The sequence below is a fragment of the Salinisphaera sp. S4-8 genome, assembly GCF_040361235.1.
Classification (GTDB): Bacteria; Pseudomonadota; Gammaproteobacteria; order Nevskiales; family Salinisphaeraceae; genus Salinisphaera.
This window is the reverse complement of sequence record NZ_APNF01000003.1, coordinates 172,480-189,965: the sequence shown is the minus strand read 5'-3', so window position 1 is coordinate 189,965 and position 17,486 is coordinate 172,480. Positions and strand designations below refer to the sequence as shown.

At 62.7% G+C, this 17,486-nt stretch carries 17 protein-coding genes; 13 read left to right on the top strand and 4 right to left on the bottom strand.

From position 1 onward, the window contains the following. Nucleotides 1-21: 21 nt before the first annotated feature. From hpaE to hpaD, 4 genes are all read right to left on the bottom strand, one after another. Entirely contained in the window at nt 22-1,548 is a 1,527-nt protein-coding gene (gene hpaE, locus S4A8_RS05995; RefSeq protein ID WP_353179147.1) for a 5-carboxymethyl-2-hydroxymuconate semialdehyde dehydrogenase, read from the bottom strand. Between the two features lie 12 nt (nt 1,549-1,560). Next, on the bottom strand, nt 1,561-1,950 hold the full coding sequence (locus tag S4A8_RS05990; RefSeq protein ID WP_353219440.1) for a 5-carboxymethyl-2-hydroxymuconate Delta-isomerase: 390 nt from the start codon (nt 1,948-1,950) through the stop codon (nt 1,561-1,563). A gap of 94 nt (nt 1,951-2,044) precedes the next feature. Next, complete coding sequence (gene hpaR / locus S4A8_RS05985; RefSeq protein WP_353179144.1) at nt 2,045-2,512, bottom strand: homoprotocatechuate degradation operon regulator HpaR; 468 nt, start codon at nt 2,510-2,512, stop codon at nt 2,045-2,047. Between the two features lie 209 nt (nt 2,513-2,721). Continuing rightward, a complete protein-coding gene (hpaD, locus tag S4A8_RS05980) occupies nt 2,722-3,861 on the bottom strand; it encodes a 3,4-dihydroxyphenylacetate 2,3-dioxygenase (RefSeq protein ID WP_353179142.1) in 1,140 nt (379 codons plus the stop codon). An 828-nt stretch (nt 3,862-4,689) separates the two neighbouring features. Between hpaD and S4A8_RS05975 the strand changes: the two genes are divergently transcribed. The 13 genes from S4A8_RS05975 (at nt 4,690) to paaZ (ending at nt 17,481) form a co-directional block, all read left to right on the top strand. After that, entirely contained in the window at nt 4,690-5,565 is an 876-nt protein-coding gene (locus tag S4A8_RS05975; RefSeq protein WP_353179140.1) for a branched-chain amino acid ABC transporter permease, read from the top strand. After that, nucleotides 5,565-6,509, top strand: a complete 945-nt coding sequence (locus S4A8_RS05970) for a branched-chain amino acid ABC transporter permease (RefSeq protein ID WP_353179138.1) — start codon at nt 5,565-5,567, stop codon at nt 6,507-6,509. The genes S4A8_RS05975 and S4A8_RS05970 overlap by 1 nt, the downstream gene beginning before the upstream one ends. Beyond that, on the top strand, nt 6,506-7,267 hold the full coding sequence (locus S4A8_RS05965) for an ABC transporter ATP-binding protein (RefSeq protein ID WP_353219439.1): 762 nt from the start codon (nt 6,506-6,508) through the stop codon (nt 7,265-7,267). The genes S4A8_RS05970 and S4A8_RS05965 overlap by 4 nt, the downstream gene beginning before the upstream one ends. Further along, nucleotides 7,264-8,022 carry an ABC transporter ATP-binding protein gene (locus S4A8_RS05960; RefSeq protein WP_353219438.1) on the top strand — a complete coding sequence of 253 codons (759 nt, stop codon included), beginning with the start codon at nt 7,264-7,266 and terminating at the stop codon, nt 8,020-8,022. Before S4A8_RS05965 ends, S4A8_RS05960 begins: the two co-directional genes overlap by 4 nt. Nucleotides 8,023-8,079: 57 nt before the next feature. Beyond that, nucleotides 8,080-9,234 carry an ABC transporter substrate-binding protein gene (locus S4A8_RS05955; RefSeq protein ID WP_353219437.1) on the top strand — a complete coding sequence of 385 codons (1,155 nt, stop codon included), beginning with the start codon at nt 8,080-8,082 and terminating at the stop codon, nt 9,232-9,234. 160 nt (nt 9,235-9,394) lie between these two features. Next, nucleotides 9,395-10,315 (top strand): phenylacetic acid degradation operon negative regulatory protein PaaX, encoded by a 921-nt coding sequence (paaX, locus tag S4A8_RS05950; RefSeq protein WP_353179131.1) that lies wholly within the window; start codon nt 9,395-9,397, stop codon nt 10,313-10,315. Nucleotides 10,316-10,689: 374 nt separating this feature from the next. Further along, complete coding sequence (paaA, locus tag S4A8_RS05945; RefSeq protein WP_353179129.1) at nt 10,690-11,679, top strand: 1,2-phenylacetyl-CoA epoxidase subunit PaaA; 990 nt, start codon at nt 10,690-10,692, stop codon at nt 11,677-11,679. Between the two features lie 52 nt (nt 11,680-11,731). Beyond that, nucleotides 11,732-12,016 carry a 1,2-phenylacetyl-CoA epoxidase subunit PaaB gene (gene paaB / locus S4A8_RS05940; protein WP_006913747.1) on the top strand — a complete coding sequence of 95 codons (285 nt, stop codon included), beginning with the start codon at nt 11,732-11,734 and terminating at the stop codon, nt 12,014-12,016. Beyond that, a complete protein-coding gene (paaC, locus tag S4A8_RS05935) occupies nt 12,016-12,867 on the top strand; it encodes a 1,2-phenylacetyl-CoA epoxidase subunit PaaC (RefSeq protein WP_353219436.1) in 852 nt (283 codons plus the stop codon). The genes paaB and paaC overlap by 1 nt, the downstream gene beginning before the upstream one ends. Nucleotides 12,868-12,885: 18 nt before the next feature. Further along, the gene (gene paaD, locus S4A8_RS05930; RefSeq protein WP_353219435.1) at nt 12,886-13,422 is read left to right on the top strand and encodes a 1,2-phenylacetyl-CoA epoxidase subunit PaaD; all 537 of its coding nucleotides are present in this window, start codon (nt 12,886-12,888) and stop codon (nt 13,420-13,422) included. A 27-nt stretch (nt 13,423-13,449) separates the two neighbouring features. After that, nucleotides 13,450-14,526, top strand: a complete 1,077-nt coding sequence (gene paaE / locus S4A8_RS05925; protein WP_353219434.1) for a 1,2-phenylacetyl-CoA epoxidase subunit PaaE — start codon at nt 13,450-13,452, stop codon at nt 14,524-14,526. Next, nucleotides 14,516-15,286: a Phenylacetic acid catabolic protein gene (locus S4A8_RS05920; RefSeq protein WP_353219433.1), complete on the top strand. Its 771-nt coding sequence runs from the start codon at nt 14,516-14,518 to the stop codon at nt 15,284-15,286. The genes paaE and S4A8_RS05920 overlap by 11 nt, the downstream gene beginning before the upstream one ends. Before the next feature lie 134 nt (nt 15,287-15,420). Next, nucleotides 15,421-17,481 (top strand): phenylacetic acid degradation bifunctional protein PaaZ, encoded by a 2,061-nt coding sequence (paaZ, locus tag S4A8_RS05915; RefSeq protein ID WP_353219432.1) that lies wholly within the window; start codon nt 15,421-15,423, stop codon nt 17,479-17,481. The last annotated feature ends 5 nt before the right edge of the window (nt 17,482-17,486 follow it).

Genomic DNA, 17,486 nt, shown 5'->3' with positions numbered 1-17,486 from the left:
GGCCAGCGAGCGCGAACCGGTCTAGGGCGTGTCCAAACGGGGGATGGGCCGGTCGTCGGTCGCCAGGGCGATGTTCTTGGTTTCCATATAGAAATCGAAGGAATAATCGCCGCCGTCGCGGCCGATGCCCGAGTCCTTCATGCCGCCGAACGGGGCCGGCAAATGGCGCACGTTCTGCGAGTTCACCCAGATCATGCCGGCGTCCATCTGCTCGGTGAAGCGCAGGGCACGGGTCATGTCGCGGGTCCAGACATAGCCGGCCAGGCCGTAGTCGACACCGTTGGCCAGTTCGAGCGCTTCGGCTTCGTCGGCAAACGGAATCGCGGTCAATACCGGGCCGAAGATCTCTTCCTGGGCAATGCGCATGGAACCGCGAGCGTTGGTGAACAGCGTCGGTTTCACGTAGCAGCCGGCGGCCAGATCGCCGTCGGTCGCTTTTTCACCGCCGGTGGCAATGGTTGCGCCTTCTTCCTGCGCAATCTCGAAATACGACCGCACCTTTTCTTCGTGCGAGGGGTGGATCAGCGGGCCTATCACGGTCGCCGGGTCCAGCGGATGGCCCACTTTGATATTCGCGGCGCGCTCGGCGAGCTTGGCCACGAATGCGTCGTGGATCGACTGCTCGACGAGCACGCGGCTCGACGAGGTACAGCGCTCGCCGTTGAGCGAATAGATCATGAACAGTGCGGCATCGGCCGCGCGATCCAGATCGGCATCGGCAAACACCACCACCGGGTTTTTGCCGCCCAGTTCGAAGTGCACGCGTTTGAGCGTGGCTGCGCCCTGGCCGAGGATCATCTGTCCGGTCCGGCTTTCGCCCACGAAGCCGATAGCCTTGATCGCCGGGTGTTCGGTCAGCGCCTTGCCGGCGTCCTCGCCGAATCCGTTGACCGTGTTCCATACGCCTTTCGGCAGGCCCGCCTCTTCCGCGATTTCCACCAGCAGACGCGCGGTCAGCGGTGAGAACTCGGCTGGTTTGTGCACGATGGTGCAGCCGGCAGCCAGTGCCGGGGCGATTTTCCACGTCGAGAGCATGAACGGCGTATTCCACGGCGTGATCAGGCCCACCGGGCCGATCGGCGTACGCGTGGTGATATTGATCTGCCCCGGGGCTTTCAGCGACTGACCGTCGCGTGCGCCGGGTGCGCGGTCGGCAAAAAAGCGAAAGTTCGCCGCGCCGCGCAGGGCCGCCTTGGACATGAAGCGAAACGCCTGGCCGGTATCCATGCATTCCACCAGGGCGATTTCCTCGGCCCGGGCTTCGATGGCATCGGCCACCTTGTGCAGGATTTTCTTGCGCTCGGCGCCGTCCATATCCCGCCATGCGCCGAATGCGGCCTTAGCGGCCTGGGCGGCGCGGTCGATATCCTCGGCGCCGCCATGGGCGACATCGGCGAGTTTGGCTTGATCGACCGGCGAAATCGTTTCGAAGGTCTTGCCGCTTGCAGCGGGCACGGCCTGGCCGTCGATCTGGTTGAGCACGCCGTGGTCACGAAAACGCGCGAGATAGGATTGGGCTTTATCGAGATTGTCTTGGAATGAGGCCATGACAGCTCCGGGCTAGGACTGGCCGCGCAGGCGCGGGTGAATGGCGTTCTTCTTCCAGCTCAGTTCGCGCGAAATTTCGCGAATCTCGAGCGATAGACAGAAGTGCGGGGCCTCGAACAGCGTGGCCAGCTCGCTCTGAAGACAGGCGAACAGCGCTTCGCCGATCTGCGCGCGATCGTTTTCGCTGCGGCCTTCGCCAATACGAAGCGAGGCATCGAGGAACGCGTTTTCGGGTAGTTCGTCGGCCACGGCGTAGTGGTCGCAGCGCAGGGTGCGTACGCGAATGGCGCCGGGCTCGAAAAAGCCGGTATCCAGCAGGGTGGCGTTGAGCCGGCTGCACAGGCCGTTCAGGTCCACCTGCTCGGCCAGATTGGCCGAATACTCCATGCACAGATGCGGCATGTGGGGTTCTCCTCTTGTCTTGTTGTTTTATTTATCATGTTAAATAAAACCGCAGGCGTCAACCGTGCCAAGGTGCCGATCGCGCGACCGGGTTTTATTCCATATCGACGAGTTCGTTGAGCATGTCGATGAGCGTGGCCACGCGCTCGCGGCCGAATTTTTCTTCGAGCTCGCGGTAGATTGCCACGCTCTCGGGCGTGATCTCGGCCACCGTTCGATAGCCCTGATCGGTCAGGCGTAGCTGTACCCGGCGGGCATCGTCGGCACAGCGTTCGCGTACCAGCGCGCCCTGTTTTTCCAGCGTCTTGATGATGCGCGACAGGCTGGAGGCGAAGATACAGGCCCGCCCGGAAATCTCGGTTGCGTCGAGCACGCCTTCCTCGGCGAGCACGCGCATGACCCGCCATTGCTGTTCGGAAATGCCGTGCGCGTTGAGCATGGGCCGAAACCGCGCCATCACCGACTCGCGTGCGCGCAGCAGGGTCATCGGCAGGGCATGCCGGGTCTCCAGCGGATGGCGTTTGTAATGGCGTTGTCGTGCAGGGTTGCTTGTCTGGCTCATCGGGCCGGCTTCTCGAAGACGTTGGGTTGGATACACCGGCGACGAACCGTGGCGCCAGGCGGGCGCGCGCTGAGTTGCGGCCAGCGCACGCCGCACGCGGGTTCGGTAAGGGCCGGGGCATCGAGCGTCTTTTTATTGTGCATCAAGCCGCTCGTGGCGGCCTACTTCGTCGCCCGTGGCCTGGCGTGAAGCTGCTGCCCGTAGCGCGGCTACAACTGGTGGCCGAGTTTGTATTCGCTGTCGTCGTCGCGCTCGTTTCGACGGGTATAGGAAAAGCCGTCCGCACCGATGGTGACCGCCATTTCCGAGTCGTCGCTGCGGGCGACGACCGGCTGCGCATTGCCGTCGAGATCGAGCACGCGTGAGGCCTCGGTATACCAGGAGGGCACCACGGCATGGCCCCACCAGTCGCGGCGCTGGTTGTCATGTACGTCCCAGGTGACGACCGGGTTGTCGGGGTCGCCGGTGTAATAGTCCTGGGTATAGATCTCGATGCGATGCCCGTCCGGGTCACGCAGGTAGAGATAGAAGGCGTTGGATACGCCATGACGGCCGGGCCCACGCTCGATACAGTCGGACAGGCGCAGCGCGCCGAGCTTGTCGCAGATATACAGAATGTTGTGTTTTTCGTGGGTCGCGAAGGCGATGTGGTGCATGCGCGGGCCTTCGCCGCCGGTCATGGCGGTATCGTGCACGGTGGATTTGCGCCGCATCCAGGCCGCGTAAACGGTCTGGTTTTCGTCCTGAATGTCTTCGGTGACACGAAAACCCAGGTCCTGCATGAAACGGGTTGCCCGCGGCACGTCGGGGGTGACCTGATTGAAGTGGTCGAGCCGCACCAGCGCGCCGGCGTTGTGCAGGTCGTAGCGCCAGGCCAGGCGTTCGACGTGTTCCACGTCGTAGAAGAATTCGCAGGGAAAGCCCAGCGGGTCCTCGACGCGGACCGAATCGCCCACGCCCTGAACAAAGCCTTCCTTGCGCCGTTCGACGCGACAGCCCAGCTCGGTATAGAAGGCGACCGCCTTGTCGAGTTCGGCCGGCGAGCGCACGCGATAGGCAAACACCGCCACCGCCGGCACCAGCCCGGCGCGCAGCACCACGTTGTGATGGATGAATTCCTCGGTGGTACGCAAATAGATGGCGTCGTCGCTTTCGGTGGTGACCACCAGATTGAGCACGTCGACATAGAAGGCGCGCGAGGCCGCCAGATCCGAAACCACGATCTCCATATAGGCACAGCGCAGGATATCCGGCGGCGGGGCGCTGGGCGTGGGCACCGGGTTGTCGGTGGGCACGAACGCCTCGGCGGATACATAGAAACCGGAAGACGTCAGGGTCTTTTCGCTCATCGGGACTCTCCTCGTCGCCATGCCGTTCGCGGCCGCCCGCGTCCGGTGCTTGTTGTCGCTTTGTTTGTTCTCGCGATCCCGGATCCCGTGCGCTACGGGCCAGGCCTGTTATGGATCGGATCGCCAGACCGCCGTGTAAGGCAGGCTGGCGGCACCGACCCCGGACACCTGAATCAGGGTTCGACTTATTTTGTTTAGCATGTTAAGTAATAGGGCAGGTGTCAAGCGAGTTCGGCCTGGATCGAGGGGTCGATACGGCATGGTTCAGACCGTAGTGGCCTGGCAGAAAAGGTGAATCGGAGGAGGGCGGCACGTCGTTGCCCTTTCGCTCGGTATGGGGCAGGCGAGAACACTCAACTGATACATGCGCGCACGTTTGAAGCGATGCAAAGAATTGAAATCAATGGAATTGATCAATGTCAAAAGTAATTCAACTGCATGATTTATAGTAATAAATAAAGATTTAACCGCTGCCATTGTGTGTAGCATGCGTCTAGTTTTTTATAAATGTGATACTTGTTTCGGAATATAGTATTTGATGTAGTATCGCTTTAAAGAGATGCGGCGGCAGTATTCGAAACGGCAGAGAAAAGCCGGGCCGGCGCCATGGGGCGCAATGTGCGATGCCCCGCGATAACGATTAAAGCCCGCGCGATGACAAGGCGGGTCAAAGCCGGCCCAGCCGGTGCGAGAGGAAGAGGAGAAAATCAGTGAAGACGACCGGATGCCCGGGGCGTGCACCTGCGCTTTGCGGCGCCTGCACAGAACTCGTGAACGCCGCCCCTGTATTCGATACGCGCGGCCATGCGCGCCGACAGCAGGTGCGCCGTGTTCGCTGAGTTCATGCAGTATCTGTTCTCGGGGCTGACCGCGGGCTCGACCTATGCGCTCGTGGCCCTGGGTTTTACGATCATTTATAACGCCAGCCATATCATCAATTTCGCCCAAGGCGAGTTCCTGATGATCGGCGGGTTGGGCTCGGTCATGCTCATGCAGTACGGGCTGCCGATGCCGCTGGCGATCGTCTGCGCGATCGGGTTGGCCGTGCTGGCCGCGATACTCATTGAAAAGCTCGCGATCGAACGGGCCGCGACCAACGATATCGTGCCTCTGATCATCATCACGATCGGCGCATCGCTGTTTCTTCGCGGCGGCGCTCAGTTCTTCTGGGGCAAGTCGATTCATGCGCTGCCGGCGTTCACCGGCAATACGCCAATCAATATCGGTGGTGCGACGATCCTGCCGCAGAGCCTGTGGGTGCTGGCCATCGGCGCGGTCGTGGTCTGTGCCCTGGCGTGGTTTTTCAAACGCACGCTCACCGGCAAGGCGATGCTGGCGGTTTCGCACAACCCCAATGCGGCACGGCTGGTGGGGATCAACCCGCGTTTCATTCTGATGCTGTCGTTCGCACTGGCGGGCGCGCTGGGCGCGGTGGCCGGTGCGGTGGCCGCGCCGATCACGCTCACCGCCTACGATATCGGCGTGATGCTGGGGCTGAAAGGCTTCGTGGCCGCGGTGCTGGGCGGGCTGGGCAGCCCGCTGGGTGCAGTGGTCGGCGGCCTGTTGCTGGGTATCATGGAAGCATTCACGGCCGGCTATATTTCGTCGGAATACAAGGACGCCGTGCCGTTCGTGATCGTGCTGCTGGTGCTGTTTCTGTTGCCTAGCGGTCTGTTTGGCTCGCGTGCCACGGAGCGGGTCTGATGGGCATGCTCAAACGGATTCCGCGCCCGGGGCTGATCGGCCTGGCGCTGGTATTGGCTGCTGCGCCGCTGCTGTTTTCCAACCCCTATCAGTACGACGTGGCCATTCATGTACTCATCAATGCGATGGTCGCGGTCGGCCTGAATCTGTTGATGGGCTATGCCGGTCAGATCAGTCTCGGCCATGCCGGGTTCTTTGGCCTGGGTGCCTATGTGACCGCGGTACTGAGTGCGAACTACGGCTGGCCGGTCTATCTGTCCATGCCGGCCGCACTCGTCGTGGTCGCGGTGCTGGCTTTCGTAGTCGCGCGTCCGATTCTGCGTCTGTCCGGCCATTATCTGGCCATGGCCACGCTGGGCCTGGGCATTCTCATTTCCATCGTGCTGCGCACCGAAGCCGGGATCACCGGCGGGCCGGACGGCATGATGGCGCCGCCATTGTCGATCGGCGGTACCGATCTCTACGACGAGCGCTACTGGTATGCGCTGATCGCGGTACTGCTGGTGCTCACCGTATGGCTTGCGCTCAACCTCATCGATTCGCCGGTAGGCCGGGCGCTGCGTGCGGTCCACGGCTCGGAAGTCGCCGCCGAGGTGGTGGGCGTGCATACGCTGGGCTACAAGGTGATGATCTTCGTGGTTTCGGCTGTGCTGGCCGCACTCGCCGGCGTGCTCACCGCCCATTATTCGGGGTTCGTGACGCCGGATCTGGCCAATTTCATCTACTCGATCGAGTTCGTGACCATGGTCGTGCTGGGCGGCATGGCCTCGACCTATGGCGCGCTCGTAGGCGCGCTGATTCTTACCCTGCTACCGCAGTTTCTGACCGGGGTGGACGATCTCGAAGTCATGATCCTGGGCGCGATCCTCATGGTCGTGGTCATCTTCATGCCCACCGGGCTGGTTCCCACGCTGGCGCGGCTGGTGCCGGGAGGTCGGCGATGAGTGCGATCCTCGAATGCCGGGCGCTGACCAAGTCCTTCGGCGGCGTCGATGCGGTGGCCGATCTGTCGTTTACGGTGGCGCGCGGCGATGTGCATTCCATCATCGGCCCCAACGGCGCAGGCAAGACGACGCTGATCAACCTGCTGACCGGCATCTATACGCCCACGGACGGCCACATTCTGCTCGCCGAACGCGACACGCGTGGCCTGGCGCCCTACGAGCTCGCAAAGCGCGGGCTCGGGCGTACGTTCCAGAACCTGCAGATCTGCATGAACATGACCGCGATCGAAAACGTGATGGTGGGTCGGCATTTGCGGCTCAATCGCGGTTTCGTATCAGCGCTGCTGCGTCTGAAGTCGGTGCGTGCAGGCGATCGGGACTGTCGTGAACGCGCGGTCGAACTGATGCGGTTCACCGGGCTGGCGAATCAGCTCGACGCCCATCCGGTCGAGATGTCCTACGGCGCGCTCAAGCGCCTGGAAATCGCGCGGGCATTGGCGGCCGAGCCCGAGCTGCTGTTTCTCGACGAGCCGGCCGCCGGGCTCAACGCCAACGAAACCCATGCCATCGGCGAGCTCATACGCGAGGTGGCCGCGAGCGGGGTCACCGTGGTGCTGGTCGAGCACGACATGAAGCTGGTCATGGATGTCTCCGACGACGTGCTGGTGCTCAACTATGGCCGCAAGCTGGCCCAGGGTACCCCCCAGCAAGTCCAGAACGACCCCGAGGTCGTTGCCGCATATCTGGGGGGCGCATGAGTCACGGCCAACCGCTGCTGCGTATTCGCGGCCTGCATACCCGTTACGGCGCGGTCACCGCGCTGCGCGATATCGATCTCGACGTGCGCGAGGGCGAGCTGGTCGCCCTGGTGGGCGCCAATGGTGCCGGCAAGACCACGTTGTTGAACACGCTCTCCGGCATTCAGCCGCACAGCCAGGGCGAGATTCATTTCGACGGCGCCGACATCGGCCGTCTCAAGGCCCAGAAACGCGTTGCCCGCGGCATTACCCAGGTGCCCGAGGGGCGCCAGGTCTTCGGGCCTATGTCGGTCGCCGACAACCTGGCCCTGGGCGCCTATGTGCGTGGGCGCGGCGCGGCGGTGGATCGCGATATCGACTGGGTCTACGAGCTGTTTCCCATTCTCGCGGAAAAACGCCGTCAGGCCGCCGGCATGCTCTCGGGCGGCCAGCAACAGATGCTGGCGATCGGGCGTGCGCTCATGGCACGGCCCCGACTGTTGCTGCTCGACGAGCCGAGCATGGGCCTGGCGCCGCTGCTCATCGAAGAGATCTTCGAGATCGTGCGCAATCTCAATAAAGACGGCATCACCATTTTGCTGGTCGAACAGAATGCGGCCGGCGCGCTGGCGATCGCCGACCGCGGTTTCGTGCTGGAAACCGGTGAAATCACGGTCAGCGGCAGCGGCCAGGAACTGGCCGATCACCCCGAGGTGAAACGCGCCTATCTGGGCATCCGCGATACGCCACAGACAGGCGAAACACGCAACGAATGACAACAACGCGTCGGCCACGGTCGACGGGCACGCGGTGGGAGAAACCAAGGAGACGTTATGCGAATCAAGACACTCGGGGCAGCGCTGCTGCTCGCACTGGCATCCATCGGCACGACCGCGTTCGCGGCCCCCGACGGCAAGCCGATCAAGATCGGCACTTTTCTATCGGTCACCGGGCCGGCGTCCTTTCTGGGCGATCCGGAACTCAAGACGCTCGAACACTGGGTCGACAAGATCAACGACGAGGGCGGCGTGCTCGGGCGCCCGCTGGAACTGGTGCATTACGACACCTCCGGTAATGCCGGCAAGGCGCGCACTTTCGTGAAGCGCCTGATCAATTCCGACCAGGTCGATGTGATCGTCGGCGGCAGTACCACCGGCACGACCATGGCCGCGGTGCCGCTGGTCGAGCGTTCGGGCGTGGCGCTGATCTCGCTGGCCGGCGGGATCCAAATCATCGACCCGGTCAAGAAATGGGTGTTCAAGACCCCGCATACCGATCGCATGGCCGCGCGCAAGATCCTCAAGGACATGAAGGAACGCGGTTTCACCAAGATCGGCCTGATCTCGGGCTCGGGCGGCTTTGGCCAGTCGGGACGCACGCAGACGCTGGAAGCCGCGCCCGAATTCGATATCGAAATCGTGGCGGATGAGACCTACAACAACAGCGACACCGACATGACCGCCCAGCTGACCAATATCGCCAACACCCAGGGCGTGCAGGCTGTGCTCAACTTCGGCTTCGGCCAGGGCCCGGCGATCGTGACCCGCAACTACAAGCAGCTCGGCCTCGACCTGCCGTTCTATCAATCCCACGGCGTGGCTTCGGAGAAATACATCGAGCTGGCCGGCGATGCGGCTGAAGGCGTACGCCTGCCCGCCGGTGCGTTGCTGGTCGCCTCGAAGCTGGATGACGACGACCCGCAGAAGAAGGTTGCACTGGCCTACAAGCAGGAATACGAAGACACCTTCAACGAATCCATCTCCCAGTTCGGCGGTCATGCCTATGACGGGCTGATGATTGCCGTTAACGCCATCAAAGCGGCCGGCAGCGCTGATCGTGCTGCGATTCGCGACGAGATCGAAGCCACCGAGGGCTTCGTCGGCGTGGGCGGTGTGTTCAATATGAGCCCGGACGATCATATGGGGCTGGATCTGTCGGCATTCCGGATGCTCGAGATTCACGACGGCACCTGGACGCTGATCGACTGATCGCCGCCGAGCGGCACGGCGAGTCGTACGGGGCGACTGTACGACTCGCATGCCCTAGAATCGCGATGATAGGTGCCCGCGCTGTGCCGCGGGCATTTTTTTGTCGGTTTGTTTCGTGCCTGCGGGCACGTCCTCATACGACGTTCATTCGGAGAAGTCATTGGCGCGATCCCGGCCTGTCGATACGTTGATCGAGCAATTCAGCGGCCGCCGCTCGTTGCGGGCCACGTCGCTGATCATCTCGGTTTATGGCGATGCCATCGCGCCGCGCGGCGGGACCGTGTGGCTGGGCAGTCTGATCCGCTTGCTCGAGCCGCTGGGGTTGAACGAGCGCCTGGTTCGTACCTCGGTGTATCGCTTGTCCAAGGAGGGCTGGCTGAGTTCCGAACAGATCGGCCGGCGCAGCTATTACAGCCTCACCCGCAGCGGTTGGCGCAGCTTCGAACGGGCCTACGAACGCGTCTACAGCGAACCGCGTGTGTCCTGGGATGGCGAGTGGACGCTCGTGCTCATGGCCCAGGTACCCCAGCGCAAGCGCGAAACGCTACGCAAGGAATTATCCACGCTGGGCTTCGGCGCGTTTTCCAGCGACATGCTGGCTCATCCGCTGCCTCCGCGTGCCGCACTCACCTCCGTGCTTCAGGATCTCGACGTACAACGCCGAGTGGTGCTCATGCGGGCACGCAACGAGGGGCTGCCCACGTCCGCGCCACTCAACCGGCTGGTGCGTGAATGCTGGAATCTCGAAGCCCTGGGCGTTCAATACGCCGAATTCCTGGATCGCTTCCGGCCGGTGTGGCGGGCGATCGATAGCAATGGCGGGCTCGAGCCACAGGATGCGTTTCTGATCCGCACCCTGCTGATTCACGAAATCCGACGGCTGCTGCTGCGCGATCCGCAGTTGCCCGACGATGTATTACCCGGCGACTGGCCCGGGGCGGCAGCGCGGCTTTTGTGTCGCAATCTGTATAGAGCCACCTTCCGACAGGCCGAAACTTATCTGGCCGAAGTGCTGGAAACCGCCGATGGGCCGCTGCCGGAGCCGGCCGCCTATTTCTACGAGCGTTTCGGCGGCCTCTGACCCCGGTCGCGTGCGCGCTACCCGCGCTGCGCCGTTGACTCCCAATTCGATACAGGGCTGCAATTAACGCTGGTCGCGTGTATCACGCTGCGTCGCAGCATTGCCTGTGCAGGCGTCGTATCCGCGTCAAGAAAGGCCCGTGCCACTTTTTTCGGCCGAGCTTTTTCAGCGCCTTTAATGGAGTTTTACCCAGTTGATACAGGCGGTTGGCCCATTGCAGCGCTATTCTGGCGTGCACAATTCTTATTTGATACAAAAACAAACTTGCGGTAACTTGATCTGTATCAAAACGCCGCATCGATTTTTGCGGTGGCGCGTGCTCCCGGTGCGCGTAAAACGACAACATCGCCGACCGAGCGGCAGGAGTGCGAATCATGTATGCACAGAATGTAGATACCGGTAGTAAGCGGGTTCGCGGCGCGGACGAACTGTCGCCGGAAGAGGCCGCGTTTCAAGCGCGTATCGACGACAACATCAAGATCGAGCCCAAGGACTGGATGCCGGCCGCGTATCGCAAGACGCTGATCCGCCAGATCGGTCAGCATGCCCATTCCGAGATCGTGGGCCAGCTTCCCGAAGGCAACTGGGTCACGCGTGCGCCGACGCTCGAGCGCAAGGCGATCCTGTTGGCCAAGGTGCAGGACGAAGCCGGCCATGGCCTGTATCTGTATTGCGCCGCCGAGACGCTGGGCATCAGCCGCGACGAGCTGATGAACAAGCTGCACTCCGGCGAAATGAAATATTCATCGATCTTCAACTATCCGACCCTCACCTGGGCCGATATGGGGGCCGTGGGCTGGCTGGTGGACGGCGCCGCGATCATGAACCAGGTGCCCCTGCAGCGGACCTCTTTCGGGCCGTATGCGCGGGCCATGGTGCGGATCTGCAAGGAAGAGAGTTTTCATCAGCGTCAGGGCTACTCGATCATGATGTCGATGGTCTCCGGCACGCCCGCGCAGAAAGAGATGGCGCAGGACGCGTTGAACCGGTTCTGGTATCCGGCGCTGATGATGTTCGGGCCGTCGGACAAGGACAGCGTGCATTCCGACCAGTCCATGGCCTGGAAGATCAAGATGAACACCAACGACGAACTGCGCCAGCGCTTCGTCAACGAGACCGTTCCGCAGGCGCATTACCTCGGGCTGACCATTCCCGACGACGATCTCGCCTGGAACGAAGAAACCGGTAACTACGACTTCAGCCAGCCCGACTGGGAAGAGTTCAAGGCCGTACTCAAGGGCAACGGCCCGTGCAATCGCGAGCGTCTGGGGGCTCGGATCAAGGCGTGGGAAGGCGGTGAATGGTTCCGCGACGGCCTTGCGGCCTACGCCGAGAAAGCGGCCAAGCGCCGGGTCGCCGCCTAAGCGGTCGTCGGGCCGACAGGTCCCAAATTAACGCAGAACACGGGAGCTAACGATGGCGAACGAATGGCCGCTCTGGGAAATCTTCATCCGTGGGCAGCACGGGCTCAACCACCGTCATGTGGGTAGCCTGCATGCGCCCGACGCCGAGATGGCGATCAACAACGCCCGCGATGTCTATACCCGGCGCAAGGAAGGGGTCTCGATCTGGGTGGCGCGTTCTACCGAGATCACGGCCTCCACGCCGTCCGACAAGGGGCCGATGTTCGACCCGGCCGAGGACAAGATCTATCGGCATCCCACCTTCTACAACATTCCCGACGAAGTGGGGAATATGTAATGCCATCTTTGTCCGACATGAACACCGATGACGTCGCGAAGCTGGCTGACATCGCCGCGGCCGAGCAGGTCCACGATGCGCACGTCACCAACGTCGAAACCCGGCCGGCGTTCTTCGAATGGCTGTGCCGCATGGGCGATACCACGCTGATCCTGGGCCAGCGGCTCTCCGAATGGTGTGGTCATGGTCCGGCGCTGGAAGAGGATATTGCGCTCACCAATACCGCACTCGACCTCATCGGCCATACCCAGCTCTGGCTGGGCCTGGCCGGCGAGGTTGAAAACGAGGGGCGGTCGGCCGATCAGCTGGCGTTTTTGCGCGATGCGTTCAAGTTCCGCAACGTGCTGCTCGTGGAGGTACCCAACGGCGATATGGGCGTGACCACCATGCGCCAGTTCCTGTTCGACGCTTTCCACTACGAACTGCTGCAGCGGCTGACTGAATCGAGTAGCCCGCGCGTCGCCGAGATCGCTGCCAAGGCGCTCAAGGAAGTCTCGTATCATGTTGAGCGTTCCACCGATCTGGTGGTGCGTCTGGGTGATGGCACTCCGGAAAGCCATGATCGGATGCAGCAGGCGTTGGACATATTGTGGTCGTACACGGGCGACATGTTCGTCAGCGACGGCGTCGACGCCACGATGGCGGAGGCGGGTATCGCCCCGTCGCCGGATACGCTGCGCGAGGCCTGGCTGGCCCGGGTCGAGGATGTGCTCGACGAAGCGACTTTGAAAGTCCCCGATAACGCGTTCGTGCATACCGGCGGCAAGACCGGCAAACACACGGAGCATCTGGGCTATATCCTGTCCGATATGCAGTTTCTGCAGCGCGCCTATCCGGGCGCCAGCTGGTAGCCGCCGGCGCAGTGCCGTATGAAACAGCCACAGACCCTAAACACTCAGCCGACAACCCAGCAGGTCTGGGAATGGCTTGCCGACGTGCCAGACCCGGAAATCCCGGTGGTGTCCGTGACCGAGCTCGGCATTGTCCGCGAGGTGGGCTACCGGGATGACACGCTGGTGATCACGGTGACGCCCACGTACTCCGGCTGCCCGGCAACCCTGGTCATCAACCAGATGATTGTCGAACAGCTGCGCTCGAAAGGCGTCGACGCATTGCGCGTCGAACGACGGCTGTCGCCGGCCTGGACGACCGACTGGATTAGCGATTCGGCACGCGACAAGCTGCGCGCATTCGGTATTGCCCCGCCGGTCGATGGCACCGCCGCGAGCGGTCAGCTGGCCAGTCGGGCGTCGCGTCTGGCCGGTGTGACAGGCCCGGCAATCGCCTGTCCGCGCTGCGAATCCATGAACACCGAAAAGATCAGCCAGTTCGGTTCCACGCCCTGCAAGGCGTCGTATCGCTGCAAGGACTGTCTGGAGCCCTTCGACTATTTCAAGTGCCTCTGAGCGCCAGAGCCTAACGGAAGGTTTTGCATGCCACGCTTTCATCCTCTCGAAGTTGTCGACGTGCGCCGCGATACGCGCGACGCCGTCGTTGTCACGCTCAATCTGCCGGCCGACAACGCCGAGGCCTTCGAATTCACCCAGGGCCAGTATCTGACCTTCCGTCGGGATTTCGACGGCGAAGAACTGCGCCGGTCCTATTCGATCTGTGCCGGTACCGACGAGGGCGTGCTGAAAGTCGGCATCAAGCGGGTCGACGGCGGCGCGTTCTCGACCTGGGCCAACGAACAGCTCAGCCGCGGCGACGTCATCGAAGCGATGCCGCCGATGGGCAAGTTCCATACGCCGCTCGAACCGACCGCCGAGAAACACTATCTCGGTTTTGCGGGCGGCTCGGGCATCACGCCGCTGTTGTCGATCATCAAGACAGTGCTCGCGCGTGAGCCCAAATCCCAGTTCACGCTGCTCTACGCCAACCGCCAGATGACGTCGATCATGTTTCGCGAGGAGCTGGAAGACCTCAAGAACCTGCATCTCGGGCGCTTTTCGGTCATCCACGTGCTCACCAGCGAAGGCCAGGACATCGATCTGTTCTCGGGCCGGATCGACGCCGAGAAGATGGAGCAGCTTTTCAAGTACTGGATCGACGCGAGCTCGGTGGATACTGCGTTCATCTGTGGCCCGGAACCGATGATGCTCACGATCGCCGATTCGCTCAAGCAACATGGTCTGAGCGACGACCGAATCAAGTTCGAGTTATTTGCCTCGTCGCAGCCGGGCCGGGCCAAGAAACCAGCGGTTTCACGTCAGGACAAACGCGCCGGTGCGACCTGCCAGGTTTCGGTTACGCTCGACGGCACCACGCGTACGATCGAAATGCCCAATGACGGCACCGCGGTGCTGGATGCCGCGCTCGACAACGCCATGGACGCCCCGTATTCCTGCAAGGCCGGCGTATGTTCGACCTGTAGGGCGCGGGTACTGGAAGGTGAAGTCGAGATGCTGAACAACCAGGCGCTCGAGGATTATGAGGTCAAGGCCGGCTATGTGTTGACCTGCCAGAGCGTGCCGATCACCGACACGGTGGTACTCAGCTATGACGAGTGAACCGTTCGATCAGACCATGCCGATCGAGGATTATCTGGCCCGCGGCGGCAAGCTGACCTCGCCGGACAACCCGCCGCCACGCTATCGCGGCGAACTGCTACGGCTGATGTCGTCCTTTGTGGACAGCGAGCTGGCGGGCTCCGCGGGGTTTGCCGATTCCATCAATTGGGCCCCCGGTATCAAGGAACGCATCGCAGCCAGCCGCATCGTGCTGGAAAAAGCCGACCACGCCGAACGCGTGCTCGACCTCATGAGCGATTTCGGTACCGACAAGGCGCTCTACAACAACGCCCACAACTGGTCGGCGCGCGCCAGCCGCGATGCCGATATCGACCCGGCGCGCCAGGGCGGCGACATGCGGCTGTCGGTCTTTCATTATCCGCTGGAAAACTGGACCGATGCGGTGGTCATGAACGTGCTCATGGGGCTGGCCACCGTAGTGCAGCTCGAAGAACTGCGCGAGTGCTCATACGCGCCGTTCGCCGAGGTCGTGCGCGCGGTGCTGCCGCGCGAGCAACGCCACATGGAGCTGGGCTTCGAGGGGCTCGATCGCATCGTTGCCAACGAACAGGGCCGACAACTGGCCAAAGCCTGCGTGGCGTACTGGTATCCACGGGTCGCAGAAACCTTTGGCAGCGCCCAGTCGGAGCGCTTTACGCGGCTGGCCCGCATGGGGCTGCGACATACAACCAACGAAGAGCTGCGCGCCGCCTGGCAGAACCGGGCGCGCATCGATTTGTCGCGTCTGCAGCTTGCCTGACAACCACGCGAAAGCAGTCCGCACTCGGCGCGGGGCTCGATATTAGGCGCGAACCCGCGCCGAAAATCAGCTCGATCGGCCGAGCCGAATATTCAGGGTGTCGAGACACCGATGACAAGAATCAGGAGCGTGTAATGCAATCCAGCAGCTATGTTCAGGGCCAGTGGGTCACCGGCGAAGGCGGCAAGACGGTATTGAACGCCGTCACCGGCGAGCCGGTCGCCCAGGTATCCAGCGACGGCATCGATTTCGCCGCCATGCTCGACTATGCCCGCACGCAGGTCGGCCCACGGCTGCGGGCATTGACCTTCCATCAGCGCGCGCTGCAGCTCAAGGCGCTGGCGCAGACGCTGATGGCCGACAAGGAACGCTTCTACAAAGTGTCCACCGCGACCGGTGCGACCCGCACCGACTCCTGGGTGGATATCGATGGCGGCATCGGCACGCTGTTCACCTATGCCAGCAAGGGCCGGCGTGAGCTGCCCAATGCCACCTTCGCGCTCGACGGCAATCCGGAGCCCATGTCGCGCCACGGCAGCTTCATTGGCCAGCATATCCAGACCCCGCTGGAAGGTGTGGCCGTGCATATCAACGCCTTCAACTTCCCCTGCTGGGGCATGCTGGAAAAATTTGCGGCCAACTATCTGGCCGGCATGCCGGCGATCGTCAAACCCGCGACCCAGACCGCCTTCGTCACCGAAGAAATGGTGCGCGCCATCGTCGATTCGGGCCTGATCGAAGAGGGCGCGCTGCAGCTGATCAGCGGCGGCGTCGGCGACCTGCTCGATCATGTGACCTGCCAGGACGTGGTCACCTTCACCGGCTCGGCGAACACTGGCCGCAAGCTCAAGCAGCACCCGGCGATCGTCGAGAACGCCACCCGTTTTTCGATGGAGGCCGATTCGCTCAACTTCCTCGCGCTCGGCCCCGATGCCGGCCCGGACACGCCCGAATTCAAGCTGGCCGTGAAAGAGGTCATGCGGGAGATGACGGTCAAGGCCGGGCAGAAATGTACCGCCATCCGGCGCGTACTCGTGGCCCGCGATCACCAGCAGGCGTTTATCGACGCGCTGTCGGAAAAACTCGACAAGGTCGTGGTCGGCAATCCTGAGGCCGAAGGCGTGACCATGGGGGCGCTGGCCAGCCGTGACCAGGTCGAGGAAGTGCGTGCACGTATTGCCGATCTGCAACAGGGCGCGAAGATCGTCTATGGCGATCCGGCGCGCTGCGAGGTCGTGGATGCCGATGCCGACAAGGGCGCGTTCGTGGGCCCGGTGCTGTTATCGACCGACGCGCCCTTCGAGCACAGCGAGATCCATACGATCGAGGCTTTTGGCCCGGTCGCTACGGTCATGCCCTACGAAACGACCGAAGAAGCGGTCGCACTCGCCCGTCTGGGCGGCGGCAGCCTGGTCGGCTCGATCGTGACCTACGACGCCGGCTTCGCCCGGGCCATGACGCTTGGCTGTGCGCCGTTCCACGGCCGTCTGCTGGTGCTCGATCGCGATTGTGCCAAGGAATCGACGGGTCACGGCTCGCCCATGCCCATGCTCGTACACGGCGGGCCGGGGCGTGCTGGCGGCGGCGAGGAGCTCGGCGGCATGCGTGCCGTGTTTCATTACATGCAGCGCAGTGCCTTGCAGGGCTCGCCCGACATGCTGGCCGACATCATCGACCACTGGCTACCGGGCGGTAAACGCGAACAAACCGATCGCCACCCGTTCCAGAAGCATTTCGATGAACTCGAGATCGGCGACGCGATTCTCACCGACGCCCGCGAGATCACCCTCGACGATATCGAGCATTTCGCCAACTTCACCGGCGATACCTTCTACGCGCATATGGACGAGGATGCGGCCAAGGCCAATCCGTTCTTCGACGGGCGTGTGGCCCACGGCTACTACATCGTCTCGCTGGCCGCCGGCCTGTTCGTCGAACCCAATCCGGGCCCGGTGCTCGCCAACTACGGCGTCGACAACCTGCGTTTCATGACGCCGGCCTATCCGGGGGATGCGCTCAAGGTGGCACTCACCTGCAAGCACAAGACCAAGCGCGAGAACACCGAATACGGCGAAGTGCGCTGGGACGCCACCGTGACCAATCAGAACGACGAAGTCGTGGCCCAGTACGACGTGCTGACCATGGTCGCCACCACCGACTGGACGCCGGAGGCCGAAGAAACGGCCGCCGCGTAAGGAGA